The organism is Pseudomonas sp. TH41 (genome assembly GCF_016650695.1).
Lineage (GTDB): Bacteria > Pseudomonadota > Gammaproteobacteria > Pseudomonadales > Pseudomonadaceae > Aquipseudomonas.
In genome coordinates this window covers 3,003,423-3,022,605 of sequence record NZ_JAEKFH010000003.1, presented here as the reverse complement: position 1 = coordinate 3,022,605, position 19,183 = coordinate 3,003,423, and the positions used below count along the sequence as shown (strand labels likewise).

Annotated in this window: 19 protein-coding genes; 2 read left to right on the top strand and 17 right to left on the bottom strand. The window is 59.0% G+C overall.

The features are described from left to right. Positions 1-54: 54 nt before the first annotated feature. From thiO to JFU37_RS16470, 7 genes are read right to left on the bottom strand one after another with little or no spacing between them, the layout of a single operon-like run. Positions 55-1,155, bottom strand: coding sequence for a glycine oxidase ThiO (gene thiO, locus JFU37_RS16500; RefSeq protein ID WP_201116309.1), 1,101 nt, complete (start codon positions 1,153-1,155; stop codon positions 55-57). Positions 1,156-1,212: 57 nt separating this feature from the next. Next, positions 1,213-1,611, bottom strand: a complete 399-nt coding sequence (locus tag JFU37_RS16495) for a type IV pilin protein (protein WP_201116308.1) — start codon at positions 1,609-1,611, stop codon at positions 1,213-1,215. A gap of 14 nt (positions 1,612-1,625) precedes the next feature. Continuing rightward, positions 1,626-4,688 (bottom strand): pilus assembly protein, encoded by a 3,063-nt coding sequence (locus JFU37_RS16490; RefSeq protein WP_201116307.1) that lies wholly within the window; start codon positions 4,686-4,688, stop codon positions 1,626-1,628. Beyond that, a complete protein-coding gene (locus tag JFU37_RS16485; RefSeq protein ID WP_201116306.1) occupies positions 4,675-5,157 on the bottom strand; it encodes a pilus assembly PilX family protein in 483 nt (160 codons plus the stop codon). Before JFU37_RS16485 ends, JFU37_RS16490 begins: the two co-directional genes overlap by 14 nt. A gap of 11 nt (positions 5,158-5,168) precedes the next feature. Continuing rightward, complete coding sequence (locus JFU37_RS16480) at positions 5,169-5,882, bottom strand: PilW family protein (RefSeq protein ID WP_201116303.1); 714 nt, start codon at positions 5,880-5,882, stop codon at positions 5,169-5,171. Further along, positions 5,879-6,328 carry a type IV pilus modification protein PilV gene (gene pilV, locus JFU37_RS16475; protein ID WP_201116301.1) on the bottom strand — a complete coding sequence of 150 codons (450 nt, stop codon included), beginning with the start codon at positions 6,326-6,328 and terminating at the stop codon, positions 5,879-5,881. The genes JFU37_RS16480 and pilV overlap by 4 nt, the downstream gene beginning before the upstream one ends. After that, entirely contained in the window at positions 6,325-6,798 is a 474-nt protein-coding gene (locus tag JFU37_RS16470; protein ID WP_201116299.1) for a GspH/FimT family pseudopilin, read from the bottom strand. The genes pilV and JFU37_RS16470 overlap by 4 nt, the downstream gene beginning before the upstream one ends. Before the next feature lie 131 nt (positions 6,799-6,929). On the opposite strand from JFU37_RS16470, the gene JFU37_RS16465 reads away from it, so the two are divergent. Next, positions 6,930-7,478 (top strand): GspH/FimT family pseudopilin, encoded by a 549-nt coding sequence (locus JFU37_RS16465; RefSeq protein ID WP_201116297.1) that lies wholly within the window; start codon positions 6,930-6,932, stop codon positions 7,476-7,478. On the opposite strand, the gene ispH is transcribed toward JFU37_RS16465, so the two are convergent. The 6 genes from ispH to murJ form a co-directional block, all read right to left on the bottom strand. After that, entirely contained in the window at positions 7,455-8,402 is a 948-nt protein-coding gene (gene ispH / locus JFU37_RS16460; protein WP_201116294.1) for a 4-hydroxy-3-methylbut-2-enyl diphosphate reductase, read from the bottom strand. The genes JFU37_RS16465 and ispH overlap by 24 nt on opposite strands. A gap of 127 nt (positions 8,403-8,529) precedes the next feature. Continuing rightward, entirely contained in the window at positions 8,530-8,967 is a 438-nt protein-coding gene (gene fkpB, locus JFU37_RS16455) for an FKBP-type peptidyl-prolyl cis-trans isomerase (RefSeq protein ID WP_201116520.1), read from the bottom strand. Positions 8,968-8,974: 7 nt separating this feature from the next. Then, complete coding sequence (gene lspA, locus JFU37_RS16450) at positions 8,975-9,487, bottom strand: signal peptidase II (RefSeq protein WP_201116292.1); 513 nt, start codon at positions 9,485-9,487, stop codon at positions 8,975-8,977. Further along, the gene (gene ileS, locus JFU37_RS16445; protein WP_201116290.1) at positions 9,480-12,311 is read right to left on the bottom strand and encodes an isoleucine--tRNA ligase; all 2,832 of its coding nucleotides are present in this window, start codon (positions 12,309-12,311) and stop codon (positions 9,480-9,482) included. Before ileS ends, lspA begins: the two co-directional genes overlap by 8 nt. Then, positions 12,312-13,262: a bifunctional riboflavin kinase/FAD synthetase gene (ribF, locus tag JFU37_RS16440; RefSeq protein WP_201116288.1), complete on the bottom strand. Its 951-nt coding sequence runs from the start codon at positions 13,260-13,262 to the stop codon at positions 12,312-12,314. A gap of 127 nt (positions 13,263-13,389) precedes the next feature. Further along, the gene (gene murJ / locus JFU37_RS16435) at positions 13,390-14,928 is read right to left on the bottom strand and encodes a murein biosynthesis integral membrane protein MurJ (RefSeq protein ID WP_201116285.1); all 1,539 of its coding nucleotides are present in this window, start codon (positions 14,926-14,928) and stop codon (positions 13,390-13,392) included. A 252-nt stretch (positions 14,929-15,180) separates the two neighbouring features. Here murJ and rpsT point away from each other — a divergent pair, with 252 nt between their 5' ends. Continuing rightward, positions 15,181-15,459 (top strand): 30S ribosomal protein S20, encoded by a 279-nt coding sequence (rpsT, locus tag JFU37_RS16430; RefSeq protein ID WP_008154937.1) that lies wholly within the window; start codon positions 15,181-15,183, stop codon positions 15,457-15,459. A gap of 186 nt (positions 15,460-15,645) precedes the next feature. Here the strand turns inward: rpsT and JFU37_RS16425 are convergent, their stop codons facing one another. The 4 genes from JFU37_RS16425 to rpmA all read right to left on the bottom strand — a co-directional run bounded on the left by JFU37_RS16425 (position 15,646) and on the right by rpmA (position 19,179). Beyond that, positions 15,646-16,110 carry a CreA family protein gene (locus tag JFU37_RS16425; RefSeq protein WP_201116283.1) on the bottom strand — a complete coding sequence of 155 codons (465 nt, stop codon included), beginning with the start codon at positions 16,108-16,110 and terminating at the stop codon, positions 15,646-15,648. A gap of 12 nt (positions 16,111-16,122) precedes the next feature. After that, positions 16,123-17,241: a glutamate 5-kinase gene (proB, locus tag JFU37_RS16420; RefSeq protein ID WP_201116519.1), complete on the bottom strand. Its 1,119-nt coding sequence runs from the start codon at positions 17,239-17,241 to the stop codon at positions 16,123-16,125. A gap of 243 nt (positions 17,242-17,484) precedes the next feature. Continuing rightward, on the bottom strand, positions 17,485-18,708 hold the full coding sequence (cgtA, locus tag JFU37_RS16415; RefSeq protein ID WP_201116282.1) for an Obg family GTPase CgtA: 1,224 nt from the start codon (positions 18,706-18,708) through the stop codon (positions 17,485-17,487). A gap of 195 nt (positions 18,709-18,903) precedes the next feature. Further along, the gene (gene rpmA, locus JFU37_RS16410; protein ID WP_003215862.1) at positions 18,904-19,179 is read right to left on the bottom strand and encodes a 50S ribosomal protein L27; all 276 of its coding nucleotides are present in this window, start codon (positions 19,177-19,179) and stop codon (positions 18,904-18,906) included. Positions 19,180-19,183 lie beyond the last annotated feature (4 nt).

Below are 19,183 nucleotides of genomic sequence, written 5' to 3'. Positions count from 1 at the left end.
AGAACGCATTCCCCCTGTAGGAGCTGCCGCAGGCTGCGATCTTTTGATCTTGCTTCAGATCCGCCCGGCCGGCGCATACGGCGCAGGATCAATAATCGGCTCACGCCCCAGCATCACATCTGCAAACAACTGACACGATGCCGGCGCCAACACCAGCCCGTTACGGTAATGCCCGCAATTGAGCCAAAGCCCGTTGAATCCCGGCACCCGACCGATATAGGGAATGCCCTCTGGCGAACCTGGCCGCAGCCCGGCCCAATGCCCCACCACTTCGGCATCCGCCAGTGCAGGAATCAACTCCACCGCCGAAGCCTTCAGGCTCTCCAGTGCGGATTCGGTCGGCGTCTTGTCGTAGCCTTCATGCTCCAGCGTACTGCCAATCAGAATGTGCCCGTCGCGTCGAGGAATCGCGTAACGCCCCTTGGCCAGCACCATGCTCGGCAGGAAGTCGGCCGCGCACTTGTAGAGAATCATCTGCCCTTTCACCGGTTCGACCGGCAGGTCCAGCCCCAGGCTTTTGAGCAAATCACCACTCCAGGCGCCGGCGGTCAGTACCACCTGATCACCCTGTATAACGCCCGCCGAAGTCTGAACGCCGACGACTTGATCGCCGTCACGGACAAACCCGCTGACTTCGCACTGCTCATGAATCGTCACGTTCGGCAGCGCCAGCAACGCAGCCTTGAGGGACTTCACCAGTCGCGGATTGCGCACATTGGCCACATCCGCCATGTAGATGGCCCGGGAAAAACCGGCGCCCAATACCGGGACGGCATCGTGTGCTGCCGAGATATCCACAGCCCGTAGCGGACGGCCCTCCCGCTTGGCCCAGGCCAGCGCTTCGGCCTCATCATCCAGATCCAGCCAGTAAAGCCCGGTGGTGTGAACCTCGGGATCAACCCCGGTCGCAGCAAACAGGCGCTCGCCGAGCTGTGGATAAAAGTCCTGGGACCAATGGGCCAGCGCTGTGACCGCCGGGCTGTAACGCCACGGATAAAGCGGCGAAACAATACCCCCACCAGCCCAGGACGACTCCTGACCCACACTCGAACGATCCAGCAGCACAACGCTCTGCACTTGGGACGCGAGATTGAATGCCGTCAGCAGGCCAATGACCCCGCCGCCGACAATCACCACTTGCTCTTGCCTGCTCATGTTCTGACCCAACCGATAAATAGACAGAGGCGCAAAGGGCGCCCGAAAAAATGAGACTCAGCGACCCCAGCAATCCTTGGTGGTCAGCCCCGCCGTTGCATTGACCATGCTTCTGACGCCGGTGTTGGTGAGGGTGAAATCCCCGCACTTGTCCGTCGCCATGGCGCCGGCCTTGCGCACTGCTGTGAGCAAGAACGTCTGGTCGGTCAGGGTTGGGGTAATGGTGTAGTAGTTATTGCCGGCGCTCAGACCGGTGGCGTCGGTGTAGACGTTCTTGTTCGAGTAGAACCGTTCAAGTATCTGCGCCTGCTCGGAGAGCAGACCGACCACTTCAGCGCGACGCCCCTTGTTCATGTACTCGGTGAGGCTCGGGTAACCAATGGTGATGACGATCCCGATGATCGCAATCACGATCATGATTTCGATCAGGGTAAAACCTCGGATGGATCTGCGCATGCCTCAACTCTCACTTACTGTATTTGTCGCCACATGATGCGACGGCTGCCGCCGCCGGATTTTTCCACCAGTGTGCTGATGCCGCCACTGGAATCGTTCACGATCTTGCGGGTCGCTCCGTTGACGATGGCGTTCAGGGTCGGGATGCCACCGGTGAATATCACCCCGCTGGAAACCATGTCAGTGCTGTCGACCACGCCGTCGCCATTACTGTCGAGTACCGCGTAGTTGAGCATCTTACCGCTGAACGCATCCAGCTCGACCAGTTTGCCGGTGCCGAAACTGGCACAGGGGTCCGTGGTGTCAACACTGGCCGTGGTGAACACGATCCGCCCCAGTATCAAACTGGCCTGATTGATCACCCGCTCGCCGGTCAGCACACTGCTATACACCAGTGGCAGGTACCAGCCCTTTTTCGCCGGATAGGTCACGTCATTCTGGCTGGTAGTGATGAATTGCCCGGTGCTCCCCGAGGACACGCCCGTCACCGTCTGAGCCTGCAAACTGGAGGCCGTGATCTGTCCCGAGCCACCGTCGGCGTCCCACACGGCATAAAACGCCTGCAAATCCTTGTTGATCTTGTCGGCTGTCTCGTTGAATTTTCCAGTACCGAAAAACACTTCCTTGCCACCCAGGGAGTTATCGGCCAACAACGGTTGCGCAGTGATCGGCTGAGTGGCGCCACCGACGGTGGTGAACAACGGTTTGCCAGAAAACGCCACGCCCCAGGTGTCCGTGGTGGTACCGCTCAAATCGAACTTCCACAACCGCCCTTTCAGGTCGCCGCCATAGGCCGCCTGCACCACATTCTGTGAGTTGACCTTGAGTTTCACCGAGGACAGGCCATTGGTGGTTTCGGTGCTGTCGATGACGATTTTTTTGATCAGCGAGCCGTCGCGGATATCCACCACGTACAACGCCGCTACCCCCGAACTGCTGCCATAGCCATTGGAGATGAACGCCGCCCAACGACCGTCGGCCAAGCGTGCCACTTCGGGGGGGGCGTAGGCATAACCCAGATCATTGAAAACGTTCGCGGTGCTGGCAGTGGTCGGGGCACTGATTTCCCACAATGCCTTGGTCACATTGCCTGCCGAAGCGTCGAACAATTGCAGCGCATAAAACGTCTTGCCGCCTGCGCCTGTCCCGCCCAGCGCGAGGGTTTTCCAGGCACTGTTCAGTTGGGCATCGAACACCCCGACCTGGCCGTCCACCAGAAACTTGTGGCTGACGCCGTTGATGTAGGCGGCATCGGCGATATAACGCAATGAAGGCAGCACACTGGAAGGCATGTAGGCATAGCGCCTGGCGCCGTTACCCGAATTGATGACGCTGACAAACCCGTCGTTGGCGTTCACCACCAGACTGGCGCTCATGTTGGCAGCTTTGGTGGTCAGGTAGGTGCTATAGGTTGTATCGCCCACCAGATCGGACGCGGTTTTGTCCGTGGGTGAGGCCAACACCAACGGTGAATTGATAATGTCGCCGAGCAACACGCTGCGCACCTTCAACCCGGTTTTGTTGGTGCCCTTGCTCCATTCCACCAAATCGCCGCCGTTGATGCCGGTGGGCAGGCTCAAATTCAGCGTCGTCTGCTGTGCCGGGGCGAAATTGGCGTAGGCCAGGGTTACGGGGGCGCTACTCACCGTATTCCAGGACTGGTAAATGGGTGCCGTGGCGCCCGGCGTGATGGCCGTGTCAGTCGTCCAAAGCACCGAGGCGGTGTCCACTGCGCCACTCGATGTGAACCCAAAAGCTTTGATCGTTCCGCGCCAATCCTTGGGGTCATAACTGCTCTGGTAATACGCAGCGCCGGAACCCACGATCGAGCTGCTGGTGGTGCCACTCCCGCCCGAACCGGCCTTGGACGTTATGTCGCTCAAGGCCGATGACAACGCGGTATTGAGGCCGGCGCTGTCCGTCGCCTGGTAGTACTTGCCCTGCCCGTATTTTGCCGCGTCCGCCAACATCTGGTTGGCGGTGGTGAAACCTACGGTGTAGGTGTTCAAGTTTTGTTTGGGAAAGTCCGCCGCGTCCCAGCTTTTGTTCGCCAAGTCGACGCCAGTCGTGCGCATGTCGATGTCGAAGGCGAACTTGGCGATGTCATCCAGAAAAAGCGAGTCGCCCTCATTGTCGCCGCCGAGAGGGTTCTGGCCATCATTGTTCACACCGTCCCAATTGGGCAGCGCCGTCTTGCCTAAGGGGTCGGTACTCGGGAAGGTCCGGTCAAAGGTTGGCAAACCATCGGTGATCACCACGCCATAATTTTTCTGGCATCGGTACTGAATCGGGCTGGTATAGGTGGCGGGTGTCGCGTTGTAGTAAGGCGTCATACCCCGAAAATACCGGGTAACTTCGTAATAGGTTTCTGCCAGCGGGGTATTGGCGACGGCCGTCAAGCCACTGATCGAGTTGATCAGCGCGTTGTAGTTGGAGGTGTCCGATAGGTCGCTGATGGATCGGGCGATGTAGCCACCATTCCCTGCGTTGTTACTGGTGACCGGATTGAACGTCGCCAACCCCATGCGCAGCCCACGGTTACTGGCCACCAGATCAGTCGACACCTTGCGGGCCACGCTGATGCGGGATTCGATGGGGATTATCGAGTCGGCGGAAGCGAAATTTCGGTTTTGGCCGTTGGCCAGGCTGACAATGTATGAAATGTAATCCGCGGTGTATCGGGTATCGCCATTGCCCGCCGGGTCTGGAAGATTAAGGCACTGAGGCGAAAGGCTGTTTTTATAGAATGCGTAGCCACCGTTTGAACAGGTCGGCAGGCTGGAGAGAAAAATAGTGTCTCCGACGATATCGGACCCGCTCAGACATAGGCCAAGTAAGAAATTGCATTCCCTGGCCGGTGTACGCTTTATCGTTGGGTCGAATCCGGCGGCATAAATAATGCTGTTCATGCTCCCCGAGTCATCAATCATCAGCATCACGTTCGGCGCAACCGCCGCAGCGCTCAACAACGGTGAATCAGAGGGTGTGAAGGCATACGCCGGCGCCGAGAGATAAAGCCCCAACAGCGCGCCGCACAACAACTGCCATAACGTGGCGCGCCTTTCAGTACTTCGCATAAATACTCTCCACCACACTGCGAACGTTGTTGCCCACAAAGGCCACCGCTGTAACCCGGTAAAGCGTCGCGGAGGTGTTGCTCGGTACATTCACGGCAGTCAGCGTTGTACCGATGTTCTGTACCCCGTAGAAGCCACTGCCGGCCGCGATCCAGGTCACTCCCGAGGTGGAATTGAACCCGGCAGCGGTGATCAGCGATGATTCTGCCGGTGGCGCGCATTGAGTCGTGCCGCTGCACACCGGCAACGTATAGGTGCCCAGTTGCACCGCACTTTCACCGATGCGCAACGCGGCTTCGGCAGCCTGGAATGACTGGTTGCGCAAGGTCACGCTATTGGCCATTTTTTCCTGCAGGGTGGCGTTCTGCATCGATGAAAGTCCGATCAGCGTCAGCAACAACAGGAACACCAGACTGACCAGCAGTGCCATGCCGCGCTGGGAGTCAGAGGTCATGGGAGAACAACTCATCGGCCCTACCCTCATGGCAAGCGATTGCGCAAAGCGGCAACCACGTTGAAGGTTTGATCGCGCACCCGACCGTTCGGATCCTTGAGGATCAAGGTCAGTCGTACACTTCGGATTCGCGCCGGGTCCGACGGATTGGTGCTGTAACTGGAGGCGGCCGTATCGGTGGCCGAAGCGGCGAGGCCGAAGCTCACGTTGAAAGCACTGACGTTGTCGACCAGTACTGCCTGAGCCGGCGTACCAACGCCGCTACCCATTGTCAGCTGACCATTCTTGAGGCTGTAGATCAGTCGCCGAATCGGAAACGCCAGCTGTCCAGTCGCAGCAGCCTGTTGATTGGAGTAGGCCGTCGCCGTATTACGGCAATCGGAAACCACCGTCCAGGTCGGCGTCCCGCCACTCCCACCCACATCGGCGGTGACCAGGGTCAGCTTGAGGTTGGCGTTGTCCCAGCTGATCGGCGCGACCTGACTGGCACTGAAGCTCGCTCCCGCGCTTGCGTCAGTGATTGTCGCCAGACACCCGAACATCCCCACCATGCGGATTTCCTGAATGAGTTTGCTTAGCACAAAACGCGCATCTTCCTGCATGCTGGCCGAGGTGTTCTGGCTGACGTAGGTGTTCTTGGCCGCGATGAAAATCTGCGCCACGCCCAGCACTACGATCAGGCTTAACGCCAAAGCGATCAGCAACTCGATCAGGCCGAAACCTCTGCTGGACCGGTTCATGGTGTCGATACCGGGTCTACGGTAGCGCGACTGGTCAGCACAAAGCTGCGACGGGTATTGGCGATATTGGCCGCCCGCGAGTCGTCCCAGGTAATGGTGATGGTGTACACCCGCTGGTTGAGGGTGACGCTGCCCGTGGCGGTAGTGCCGAGGAAATTGACGATGTTGGAGGTGAAGTCGTAGAGGTCCTGATCCCTGGCGACACTCAGGTTGCCCGAGGTCGGTGGCGTGACGGTGTAATCGGCACCGGAATTGGCGCGTATGCGGTCCATCATGTCGTAGGCGATAAAACTCGCCTGGCTGGTCATCCGCGAGCTGTCAGTGTACTTCAGCGCATTGAGCTGAATCGCCGCCGCCCCCAACAGCCCAACACTCAGAATCACCAACGCCACCAAGACTTCGATCAGCGTCATGCCCTCCTGTGCACGCTTGCTCCCTTCCCTCATCCGCAACTTCCACCCAATAGAATTCGTCCGTTCAGACACACATTCAGCGTCCTGCTTTGCGCCCCCAATACATAATTGATCACCACCGCCGTGGACGGTGCCGACAATCCCCCGAGATTGTTGAAATCGATGGCAGTCACGCCTGAGGTTAGCGTCAGTGTCGCGCCGCTGCTCATCGCTGGAACAACCCGCAATACATTGGCCGGAGTGCCAGTACCATCATAGACCGTCACTTCCCCGGTCCAGACGCTGCCGCCTGCCGTTGGACGGACCCGGGTGGTCAAGCCCCGATCGATCGCCTCCAGCCGGGCGAAATTCAAACCTCGTTGCAAGTCGCCGATCTCGGTGTCGGCCTTGGTGCTTTGCACCGAGCGGGTGAATGCCGGAACGGCCAGGGTGATCAGGATCAAAAAGACCGCGAGTGTCACCAGCAACTCGATCAGCGTGAAACCTTTTGTACGATGATCCATCAGTGCCCTCCGTAGCCGTCGGCTATACCTGCATCTGCACGCTAGAACATTCGACCGGCAGATGTTCGTTTGTTTTGCCATGACTCGCGCCAGGATCGCGTGAGTTGCCACACTTCCAGGGAGGAAGATGTATGCGTCAGCAAGGTTTCAGCCTGATCGAACTGCTCATGGGACTGACAATTGTCGGGATTGTTCTGCTATTGGTCAGCCCGGCGTTTGCGCAGCTCACGGAGTCGAACCGTCGCGAGGACGCGGCGCAGTCGCTATACAGTGGAATACGCACCGCCAGAACGGAGGCCATCACACGCCATCAGGGCGTTGTGATTCATGCCCTCAACGGCGACTGGGGCCAAGGCTGGCGGATCATTCTGGACATCAGCGGAAAGGGGCAGAAAGACAGCAGCAATCCGTTGCTGGTCGAACGCCAGAGCGGGACTCGGGTGCTGATCGTTGGCAATCGGCCGGTCAGCAGTTTCGTGCGTTTCAGCGATCTGGGCGAACCGCAGTTCTCCAGAGGAGAGTTTCAGGCAGGGACAATACACATTTGCGCAGCCAGCGAGCCGGTGAGTCTGCTGCAGGTGGTACTGGCCCCAAGCGGTCGCGTCAGCCTGCGCAGCACCAAGACTGCACAGGCGTTATGCACGGGAGGGAAAAACTCAGAGCAGCGAACGGACGCGTAGCTCTTTAGGCATGGAGAACGTGATGTTTTCCTCGCGACCAGCCAGTTCATCGGCACCGGTAGCGCCCCAGGCCTGCAACTGCTGGATCACACCACGCACCAGGACTTCCGGCGCCGAGGCACCAGCGGTGATGCCGATGCGCTCGACACCGTCGAACCAGCTCTTTTGCAGGTCTTCGGCGCCATCGATCAGATACGCCGGGGTGGCCATGCGCTCTGCCAGCTCACGCAGGCGATTGGAGTTGGAACTGTTCGGGCTGCCAACCACCAACACCACATCGCATTCATCAGCCAGTTGCTTGACTGCGTCCTGACGGTTTTGCGTCGCGTAGCAAATGTCGTCCTTGCGCGGGCCACCGATCGCCGGGAAGCGCATACGCAGGGCGTCGATAACGCGGCTGGTATCGTCCATGGACAGGGTGGTCTGGGTCACGAACGCCAGTTTTTCAGGATTGTTCACCTGCAGCGCGGCAACGTCTTTCTCATCTTCGACCAGGTAAATCGCCCCACCATTGCTGCCATCGTACTGGCCCATGGTGCCCTCGACTTCCGGGTGACCGGCATGGCCGATGAGGATGCATTCACGGCCGTCACGGCTGTAGCGCGCGACTTCGATGTGCACCTTGGTCACCAGCGGGCAGGTCGCGTCGAACACTTTCAAGCCACGGCCAGCGGCTTCGGTACGTACCGCCTGGGAAACACCGTGGGCGCTGAAGATCACGATCACGTCGTCCGGCACCTGATCCAGTTCTTCGACGAAAATCGCCCCGCGCGCGCGCAGGTCTTCGACGACGAACTTGTTGTGAACCACTTCGTGGCGCACATAAATCGGCGGCCCGAAGACCTCCAGAGCGCGATTGACGATTTCGATCGCACGGTCCACGCCGGCGCAGAAGCCACGGGGGTTGGCGAGTTTGATTTGCATGCTGTGCCTCGTGTCTTGCCCTGTGTGTAGGAGCGAGCTTGCTCGCGATGGACCAACGGGCACCGTGTTCATCCAGAAAAAACGCGGTGTCCTTGAGACCATCGCGAGCAAGCTCGCTCCTACAATGTTACAGCGATATGACGTTGATGATCTCGACGTCAAAGGTCAATGTCTTGCCGGCCAGCGGGTGGTTGAAGTCGATGGTCACTTGCTCGTCATCGAACTCTTTCACCACACCGGGCAACTCGGTATTCGCCGCATCGTTGAAAATCACCAGCAAGCCAGGCGACAGCTCCATGTCCTTGAACTGCGAGCGCGGGATGATTTGCACGTTCTGCAGGTTCGGCTGGCCAAATGCGTTTTCCGGCTGAATCGTCAGCGTACGCTTGTCGCCAGCCTTGAAGCCGAACAGCGCAGCTTCGAAACCTGGCAACAGGTTACCGTCGCCAACCTTGAAGGTCGCCGGGGCTTTGTCGAACGTGCTGTCGACGGTGTCGCCGTTCTCCAGGCGAATTGCAAAGTGCAAGGTGACTTCCGTGTTCTGGCGGATGCGTTGCTCAGCCAATACCTGTTCAGTCATGAACGGCTTCTCCGGTCTTCTTACTTTTGAACATGTCCAATGCAAGCATTACAGCACCCACAGTAATCGCACTGTCGGCAAAGTTGAACGCCGGGAAGTACCAGCGGTTCTGCCAATGCACCAGAATGAAATCGATCACATGGCCCAGGGCAATGCGGTCATACAGATTGCCCAGCGCGCCACCGAGCACCAGGGCCAGCGCAATCGCCAGCCAGGTTTCCTTGCGGCCCAGACGCTTGAGCCACACCACTAGCACCGCACTGACCACCACCGCGATCAGGGCAAACAGCCAGCGCTGCCAGCCAGAGCTGTCAGCCAGGAAACTGAATGCCGCGCCCGTGTTGTAGGCCAGCGTCCAGCTAAAGTAATCGGGGATCACCACGATTTGCTGGTACATGCTCAGCGCGCCTTCAAAGTGGAACTTGCTGGCTTGGTCGATGACCAGGACCAGCAAACTCAACCAGAGCCAGCTCAGCCGTCCAAAACGGCCAACGGCGTTAGGCATAGTGACGAACCTCGCCAGCACCGCTGATGTTGTCGACGCACCGACCGCAGATTTCCGGATGCTCCGGGTTCACGCCGACGTCTTCGCGGCAGTGCCAGCAACGGGCGCACTTGGCGTGGCTCGACTTGACCACTTGCAGTTTCAATCCGCTGACTTCGGTGACCACGGCATCGGCCGGAGCCTGCGCGAACGGTGCAACGGTAGCCGTCGAGGTGATCAGCACGAAACGCAGTTCATTGCTCAGCTTGGCCAGGTCGGCACTCAGCGCCTCTTCGGCGAACAGCGTCACTTCGGCTTGCAGATTGCCACCGACGGCCTTGGCCGCGCGCTGGATTTCCATTTCCTTGTTGACCGCGACCTTCACCGCCATGATCCGCTCCCAATAGGCGCGATCCAGCTCGACGCTTTCCGGCAGTTCGGTCAGGCCTTCGTACCAGGTGTTGAGCATCACCGATTCGTTACGCTCACCCGGCAGATACTCCCACAGCTCGTCGGCCGTGAACGCCAGGATCGGCGCGATCCAGCGCACCAGCGCTTCGGAGATGTGATACAGCGCGGTTTGCGCCGAACGGCGAGCCTTGCTGTTGGCGCCAGTGGTGTACTGGCGGTCCTTGATGATGTCGAGGTAGAAACCACCCAGTTCCTGCACGCAGAAATTGTGGATCTTGGAGTAGACGTTCCAGAAACGGTACTCGCCGTAGTGCTCTTGCAGCTCGCGTTGCAGCAGCAGGGTACGGTCCACAGCCCAACGGTCGAGGGCGAGCATTTCTTCCGCCGGCAGGATGTCGGTGGCCGGGTTGAAACCGGTGAGGTTGGAGAGCAGGAAGCGCGCGGTGTTACGGATACGCCGGTAGGCGTCCGCACTGCGTTGCAGGATCTGCTCGGAAACCGCCATTTCACCCGAGTAATCGGTGGAAGCCACCCACAGACGCATGATGTCGGCGCCCAGGGTATCGTTGACCTTTTGCGGTGCGATCACGTTGCCCAACGACTTGGACATCTTGCGACCAGACTCGTCGACGGTGAAGCCGTGGGTCAGCAGCTCGCGGTATGGCGCGTGGTTGTCGATGGCGCAACCGGTCAGCAGCGACGAGTGGAACCAGCCACGGTGTTGGTCGGAGCCTTCCAGGTACAGGTCGGCGCGTGGACCGGTCTCGTGGCCCATCGGGTGCGAACCGCGCAGGACGTGCCAGTGCGTGGTGCCCGAATCGAACCAGACGTCCAGCGTGTCGCTGATCTTGTCGTATTGCGGCGCTTCATCGCCGAGCAGCTCGGCAGCGTCCATCTTGAACCAGGCTTCAATGCCTTCGACTTCAACGCGCTTGGCGACTTCTTCCATCAGCTCGGCGGTACGTGGGTGCAGCTCGCCGCTTTCCTTGTTCAGGAAGAACGGGATCGGCACGCCCCAGTTGCGCTGACGGGAGATGCACCAGTCCGGACGATTGGCGATCATCGAGTGCAGACGCGCCTGACCCCAGGCCGGGACGAACTTGGTGTCCTCGATGGCTTTGATCGCACGCTTGCGCAAGGTATCGCCGGTCACAGGTTCTTTGTCCATGCCGATGAACCACTGCGCCGTGGCGCGGTAGATCAGCGGAGTCTTGTGACGCCAGCAGTGCATGTAGCTGTGTTCGATGATGGTGGTGTGCAGCAGCGCACCGACTTCGGTCAGTTTGTCGACGATGGCCGGGTTGGCCTTCCAGATGAACTGGCCGCCGAAGAACTCCAGCGACGGTACGTAAACGCCGTTGCTTTGCACCGGATTGATGATGTCATCGTTGACCATGCCGTACTTCTTGCAGGTCACGAAGTCGTCTACGCCGTAGGCCGGCGAGGAGTGAACCACGCCGGTGCCAGCGCCCAGTTCGACGTAGTCGGCCAGGTAAACCGGCGACAGGCGATCGTAGAACGGGTGACGGAAGTTGATCAGTTCCAGTTCTTTACCGGTGGTGGTCGCGATGACCGAACCTTCCAGGCTGTAACGGGCCAGGCACGACTCGACCAGCTCTTCAGCCAATACCAGCAGTTTGTCACCGACGTCGACCAGGGCGTAGGTGAATTCCGGGTGAACGTTCAGCGCCTGGTTAGCCGGGATGGTCCACGGGGTGGTGGTCCAGATCACGATCGAAGCCGGTTTGCCCAGCGACGGCAGGCCGAAAGCAGCAGCCAGCTTGGCTTCGTCGGCAATCGGGAACGCCACGTCGATGGTCGAGGACTTTTTGTTTTCGTACTCGACTTCCGCTTCCGCCAGGGCCGAACCGCAGTCGAAGCACCAGTTCACAGGCTTCAGGCCCTTGAACACGAAGCCGCCTTTGACGATTTCAGCCAAGGCACGGATTTCACCGGCCTCGTTTTTGAAGTCCATGGTCTTGTACGGGTTGGCGAAATCGCCCAACACGCCCAGACGGATGAACTCGGATTTCTGGCCTTCGATCTGCTCGGTCGCGTAGGCACGGCACAGTTCGCGGGTCTTGTCCGCGCCCAGGTTCTTGCCGTGGGTCACTTCGACTTTGTGCTCGATCGGCAGACCATGACAGTCCCAGCCCGGAACATAAGGCGCGTCGAAACCCGACAGGGTTTTCGAGCGGATGATCATGTCCTTGAGAATTTTGTTCAGCGCATGACCGATGTGAATCGTGCCGTTGGCGTACGGAGGACCGTCGTGAAGTACGAACTTCGGACGATCCTTGCCAATCTCGCGCAACTTACCGTACAGGCCAATGCTGTCCCAGCGCTGCAGAATCTGCGGTTCGCGCTGAGGCAGGCCGGCCTTCATTGGGAAGGCGGTGTCCGGAAGGTTTAGCGTGGCTTTATAGTCGGTCATTTAAGGCTCTTCATTAGCGATTGGCGCTAGGTGCGACAGGGCACGGGCGGCGGCAACATCCGCATTGATCGCCGTCTTAAGCGCCTCCAGAGAGGCGAAACGCTGCTCTTCACGCAGCTTGTGGTGGAAAACCACCGTCAAACGCCGGTCATACAGATCGCCGGCAAAATCTAAAAGGTGCACTTCGAGGTGGGCTTTGCCATCTCCCTGGACCGTGGGTCGAACGCCAATGTTGGCGACGCCTGGCCAGGTCTTGCCGTCGATGTCGACGTTGACCAGGTAAACCCCGGTCAGCGGCACGCGACGCCGCTTGAGTTGTATGTTGGCGGTTCGCGTACCCAGTTGGCGCGCCAGCTTCTGGCCATGCAGCACCCGCCCGGTAATCTGGAACGGCCGACCGAGCAGTCGCTCGGCCAAGGCAAAATCGGCAGCCGCCAGGGCATTTCGGACCTGGGTGCTGCTGACGCGAATACCGTCCAGCTCGACGGTTTGTGCCGCCTCGACGGTAAAGCCCTGGGCGATGCCGGCCTGTTGAAGGAAATCGAAATCTCCTGCCCGGTCACAGCCGAAACGGAAGTCGTCACCGACCTCCAGGTGCTGTACGCCGAGGCCGTCCACCAGAATGGTATCGACGAACTCGCTGGCGCTGAGCTTGCTCAAGCGCTGGTTGAAGGCCAGGCAAAGAACCCGGTCAACACCTTCGTCGGCCAGCAGCTGCAGTTTGTCCCGTAGCCGGGCGAGGCGCGCAGGCGCCGTGTCCGGAGCGAAGAACTCCCGAGGCTGAGGCTCGAAAATCACCACGCAGCTGGGCACGCCCAACTCGATCGCACGTTCACGCAGGCGCGCCAGGATTGCCTGGTGGCCACGGTGAACACCGTCAAAGTTGCCAATAGTGGCGACACAGCCCCGATGCTGGGGGCGCAGATTGTGGAGGCCTCGAACCAGCTGCATAACGCGCTTCTTGCTCATAAAGTGGTCGATTATAACCACACCCGGCGGCCGACGACAGGCAACACCGTAACCAAAGTGATCGAGCCGACAAAACTGCCGGCCCACCCGTGTTTATCGAGGTAACGACTCAGCTCAAGGCCTTGCGATTGAAGTCGCGCAACCGGAAGCCCATCAACGCCAGCATACCGAAATATGCCACCACACCTGCGATGACCAAAGCACCCAGACGTAAAAAGCGTTCAAGCATGTGCCCTTGATCCCAGGCGGGCATGAAATGCATCGCACCCAGCAGCACCGCGGACATCACAACAACAGCGACCACCAGCTTGGCGCCGAACTTCGCCCACCCCGGTTGTGGCTGGTACATCTGCTGCTTGCGCAGCTGATAAAACAACAGCCCGGCGTTGATGCAGGCTCCGGCGCTGATGGCCAGGGCCAGGCCAGCATGCGCCAGCGGACCAATCAACACCAGGTTGAACAACTGGGTGACGATCAGGGTAAAAATCGCGATTTTTACCGGCGTACGGATGTTTTGTTGCGCATAAAAGCCAGGGGCCAGCACTTTAATCACGATAATTCCCAGCAAACCAACCGAATAAGCGATCAGCGCCCGCTGCGTCATGGCCGCATCAAACGCACTGAACTGGCCGTACTGGAACAGCGAAACGGTGAGTGGCTTGGCCAGGATCCCCAGCGCCAGGGAGCACGGCAACACCAACACGAAGCACAGGCGCAGACCCCAATCGAGAATTCGCGAGTACTCCTGGCGATCCTTGCCAGCGTAAGTCTTGGCCAGCGTCGGCAGCAGAATCGTGCCCAACGCCACACCGAGCACGCCCGACGGCAACTCCATCAAGCGGTCGGCGTAGTACATCCAGGACACGGAGCCGGCCACCAGATAGGAGGCGAAGATGGTGTTGATAATCAGCGAAATCTGACTCACGGACACCCCGAGAATCGCTGGCAGCATCTGTTTCATCACCCGCCAGACGCCGCTGTCGCGCAGATTCAGGCGCGGCAGCACGAGCATGCCGATTTTTTTCAGGTGCGGCAGCTGGTAAAGCAATTGCGCCAGGCCACCCGCCAGAACCGCCCAGCCCAAGGCCATGACCGGCGGATCGAAATACGGCGTCAGGAACACCGCGAAGATGATCATGCTGACGTTGAGCAGGGTCGGCACGAAGGCCGGCACCGAGAAGCGGTTGTACGTATTGAGGATCGCCCCGGCCAATGAAGACAGGGAGATCAGCAATATATAAGGGAAGGTCACCCGCAACAGACTGGAGGTCAGCTGGAATTTTTCCGGGGTATCGGTGAACCCCGGCGCCGTGGCCCAGATGACCCACGGCGCAGCCAGCATGCCCAATGCGGTGACTACCGCCAGCACCAGCGTCAGCAGACCCGAGACATACGCAATGAATGTTCGCGTCGCCTCCTCACCTTTTTGGCTTTTATATTCGGCAAGAATCGGCACGAATGCCTGAGAAAAGGCACCCTCGGCGAAGATCCGCCGCAGCAAATTGGGCAGTTTGAAGGCGATAAAGAAGGCGTCAGTCGCCATCCCTGCGCCAAATGCACGTGCGATGAGCGTGTCACGAACGAACCCCAGAACCCGGGAAACCATTGTGATAGAGCTGACGGCGGCCAACGATTTGAGCAGATTCATTGAAAGAGTTTGTGCCTGTCGATAAACAGCAGGCGAACAAAGCGCCTACTTATGCGATACTCCGCGCCGCAGCAGCACAGAGCCAAAGCTCGCGAGTTTACAGGTCAAGCGCCGGAAATAAATATCCCGCCTCTTTAGATCGACCACTCAGCGGGACGCATCAACCGCCCTTGACAACTCATTAACTCATCGGCATGATTCGCGGCCTATTTTGTTTGCTATTTCCTAAAAAGTCTTTCGAGGAGCTCGACGGTGGCCAACACACCTTCCGCCAAAAAACGTGCAAAACAGGCTGAGAAGCGTCGCAGCCACAACGCCAGCCTGCGTTCCATGGTTCGTACCTACATCAAGAATGTAGTTAAAGCCATTGACGCAAAAGACGCTGAAAAAGCTCAAGCAGCTTACGTTCTGGCTGTGCCAGTTATCGACCGTATGGCCGATAAAGGCATCATCCACAAGAACAAGGCAGCTCGTCATAAGAGCCGCCTGAACGGTCACGTCAAGGCTCTGAACCTTGCTGTTGCCGCATAAGCGATAAGCTTGTTAAAAAACCGACCCCTGGGTCGGTTTTTTATTGCCTGCGATTTGGCAAACACATCGCAAAAAAAATGTGGGAGCGGGCTTGCTCGCGAAAGCGGTGTATCAGTCGACATCTGTATTGACTGATACTCCGTCTTCGCGAGCAAGCCCGCTCCCACATTTTGGATCTTTGTTAACTTACTGGGCGTGCGTCCACGGCAGAATTGGTATCGCCGTCACTGCATTCTGCGGGCTGCCTTCGATCAACCGGTCGCTGTAGACCAGGTACACCAGCGTATTGCGCTTCTTGTCGAGGAAGCGCACCACCTGCATGGTCTTGAACACCAGCGACGTACGCTCCTTGAACACCTCTTCGCCATCCTTCAGCTCACCCTTGAAGTTGATCGGCCCGACCTGACGACAAGCGATAGACGCTTCAGCGCGATCTTCGGCCAGACCCAGGCCACCCTTCACCCCGCCCGTCTTGGCTCGCGACAGGTAGCAGGTCACACCCTCGACCTTCGGATCATCAAACGCTTCGACGATAATACGGTCGTTCGGGCCGACAAATTTGAACACCGTCGATACCTGACCAATTTCCTCAGCCGAAGCCAGCAGCGGCATTGCCAGCAGCAGACCCAATAATCCTTTTGCCACGCGCATTCAGGTATTCCTTCAGACCAGGATCAGGTTATCGCGATGAACCAGTTCAGGCTCTGCCATGTAACCCAACAGACCGACAATCGCCTCTGACGACTGACCGATGATTTTTTGTGCTTCCAGCGCGCTGTAATTGGCCAGTCCGCGAGCGATTTCACGACCGTCCGGCGCCACGCATACCACCATTTCGCCGCGACGGAAGCTGCCCTGAACCAGTTTGACGCCGACCGGCAGCAAACTTTTGTTGCCCTGGGACAACGCCGTCACCGCACCCGCGTCCAGCACCAGCGTGCCTCGGGTTTGCAGATGCCCGGCCAGCCACTGCTTGCGCGCTGCCAACAGGCCGCGCTCCGGCGACAGCAAGGTGCCGATGCGCTCGCCCGCCTTCAGGCGATCCAGTACACGTTCAAGGCGCCCGCCGACGATGATGGTATGAGCCCCAGAACGAGCCGCCAGACGCGCCGCACGCAATTTGGTCTGCATCCCGCCGCGCCCCAAGGCACCGCCAGTACCCCCCGCCACCGCATCCAGCGCCGGATCATCGGCGCGCGCCTCGTAAATCAGGTTGGCGCCGGGATTGTTGCGGGGATCAGCGTCGAACATGCCGTCACGATCCGTGAGGATCACCAGCAAGTCAGCCTCGACGAGGTTCGCCACCAGCGCCGCAAGCGTGTCGTTATCGCCAAATCGGATCTCGTCGGTGACCACGGTGTCGTTCTCGTTGATCACCGGGATCACCTTCAGCTCAACCAGCGCACGCAAGGTGCTGCGAGCATTCAGGTAGCGCTTGCGGTCAGACAAGTCATCATGGGTCAGGAGAATTTGCGCGGTGTGCCGACCATGCTCGGCGAAGCTCGACTCCCAAGCCTGAACCAGGCCCATCTGGCCGATGGCGGCAGCGGCCTGCAACTCGTGCATCGCGCTGGGTCGTACGGTCCAGCCCAGACGGCTCATGCCCGCAGCCACAGCCCCGGAGGACACCAGCACCAGCTCGACGCCCGCCTCATGCAAGGCCACCATCTGCTCAACCCAGACACCCATTGCCGCGCGATCCAGACCCTTGCCGTCCGCCGTCAGCAACGCGCTGCCGATCTTCACAACCCAACGCTGCGCACCTGCCACCTTGCTCCGCATCATCTTCAACCTTAGCTTGAGGACAGCGCGACCCAGCGCTACCCGTAACGTTATTCGTGACTACCGATTTCCAGATACTAAAACGCCGCTCAATTGAGCGGCGCCTAGTGAGCCGGCGTGCCAGCGATGATAACACCGCCTGTAGGAGCGAGCTTGCTCGCGAAGGGTGCCAACGATGACGCGCGCTTACTGAATCAACGCGGCGCTCTCGAGCCTTTCGCGAGCAAGCTCGCTCCCACAGAATCAGTCACGCACGTAAATGATTTCCGGACCGTCTTCGTCATCCACATCTTCTTCGTCCCAATCATCGTCGCCGATGTCATGGACCGACTTCACGCCGCTGCGGCGCAGGGCACGCTGGTCATCCAGCGCCTGCAACTGGGCACGGGCTTCGTCTTCGATGCGCTGATCGAGATCGGCCAGCTCTTCTTTGTAGGCCGGGTCATTCGCCAGGCGATCGGCGCGATCTTCCATGTAACGCATGATGTCGTGGCACAGACGCTCAGTACCCAGCTTGGAGATGGCCGAAATCACGTAGACCGGACCGGTCCATTCCAGGCGATCAACGATCTCCTTGACGCGAGCATCGTGCTCTTCCTCAAGGATCTGGTCGCATTTGTTCAATACCAACCAACGATCACGCTCAGCCAGGGATGGACTGAACTTGGTCAGTTCGCTGACGATCACTTCAGCGGCATCTGGAGCGCTGGCATCATCCAGCGGCGCCATATCGACGAGGTGCAGCAGCAAACGGGTACGCGACAAGTGCTTGAGGAAGCGAATCCCCAGGCCCGCGCCGTCGGAAGCGCCTTCGATCAGGCCAGGAATGTCCGCAACCACAAAGCTTTTCCAGCGATCGACCGAGACCACACCCAGGTTCGGCACCAGCGTGGTGAACGGGTAGTCGGCGACTTTCGGCTTGGCAGCCGATACGGAACGAATGAAGGTACTTTTGCCAGCGTTCGGCAAGCCCAGCAGACCAACGTCCGCCAACACCTTCATTTCCAGCTTGAGGTCACGCGCCTCACCCGGCTTACCCGGAGTGGTCTGACGCGGAGCACGGTTGGTACTGGATTTGAAACGGGTGTTGCCCAGACCGTGCCAGCCGCCATGGGCAACCAGCAGACGCTGACCAGCCTTGGTCAGGTCGCCGATGACTTCCTGAGTAGCGGAGTCGATAACAGTCGTGCCGACTGGAACACGCAGCACCAGCTCTTCACCTTTCTTACCGGTGCAGTCGGTGCTGCCGCCGTTGGAACCGCGCTCGGCATCGAAGTGCCGGGTGTAACGATAGTCCACCAGGGTGTTGAGGTTTTCGTCGGCGATCATGTAGACCGAGCCGCCATCACCACCGTCGCCGCCGTTCGGGCCGCCGTTTTCAATGAATTTTTCGCGACGGAAGCTCATGCAACCGTTGCCGCCGTCGCCGGCCTTTACTCGAATCGATACTTCATCAACAAACTTCATAACAAAACGCCTCTCGTCATACGGACGAGCCGAAAAACACTAAGACATAAGACTCTTGCAAAAATGAGCGCAGCGACCTCAATCAACGACCGCAAAATCCAGCGCTGGAGCCCATTACAAACAGCTTTGCAAGAGACTCACCCCACAAACGAAAAAGCCCCGTCGCGAGACAGGGCTTTTCCAGCAACTACGTAATTATGCCGCGACGACTTCAGTCTTCGGGACAATGCTCACGTAACGGCGGTTGAAAGCGCCTTTTACTTCGAACTTGATCACGCCGTCGATTTTAGCGAACAGAGTGTGATCTTTACCCATGCCAACACCGTAACCGGCGTGGAATTGGGTGCCGCGCTGACGCACGATGATGTTGCCCGGAATGATAACCTGGCCGCCATACATCTTCACGCCAAGGCGTTTGGCTTCTGAGTCGCGACCGTTACGGGTACTACCACCAGCTTTTTTGTGTGCCATGAGT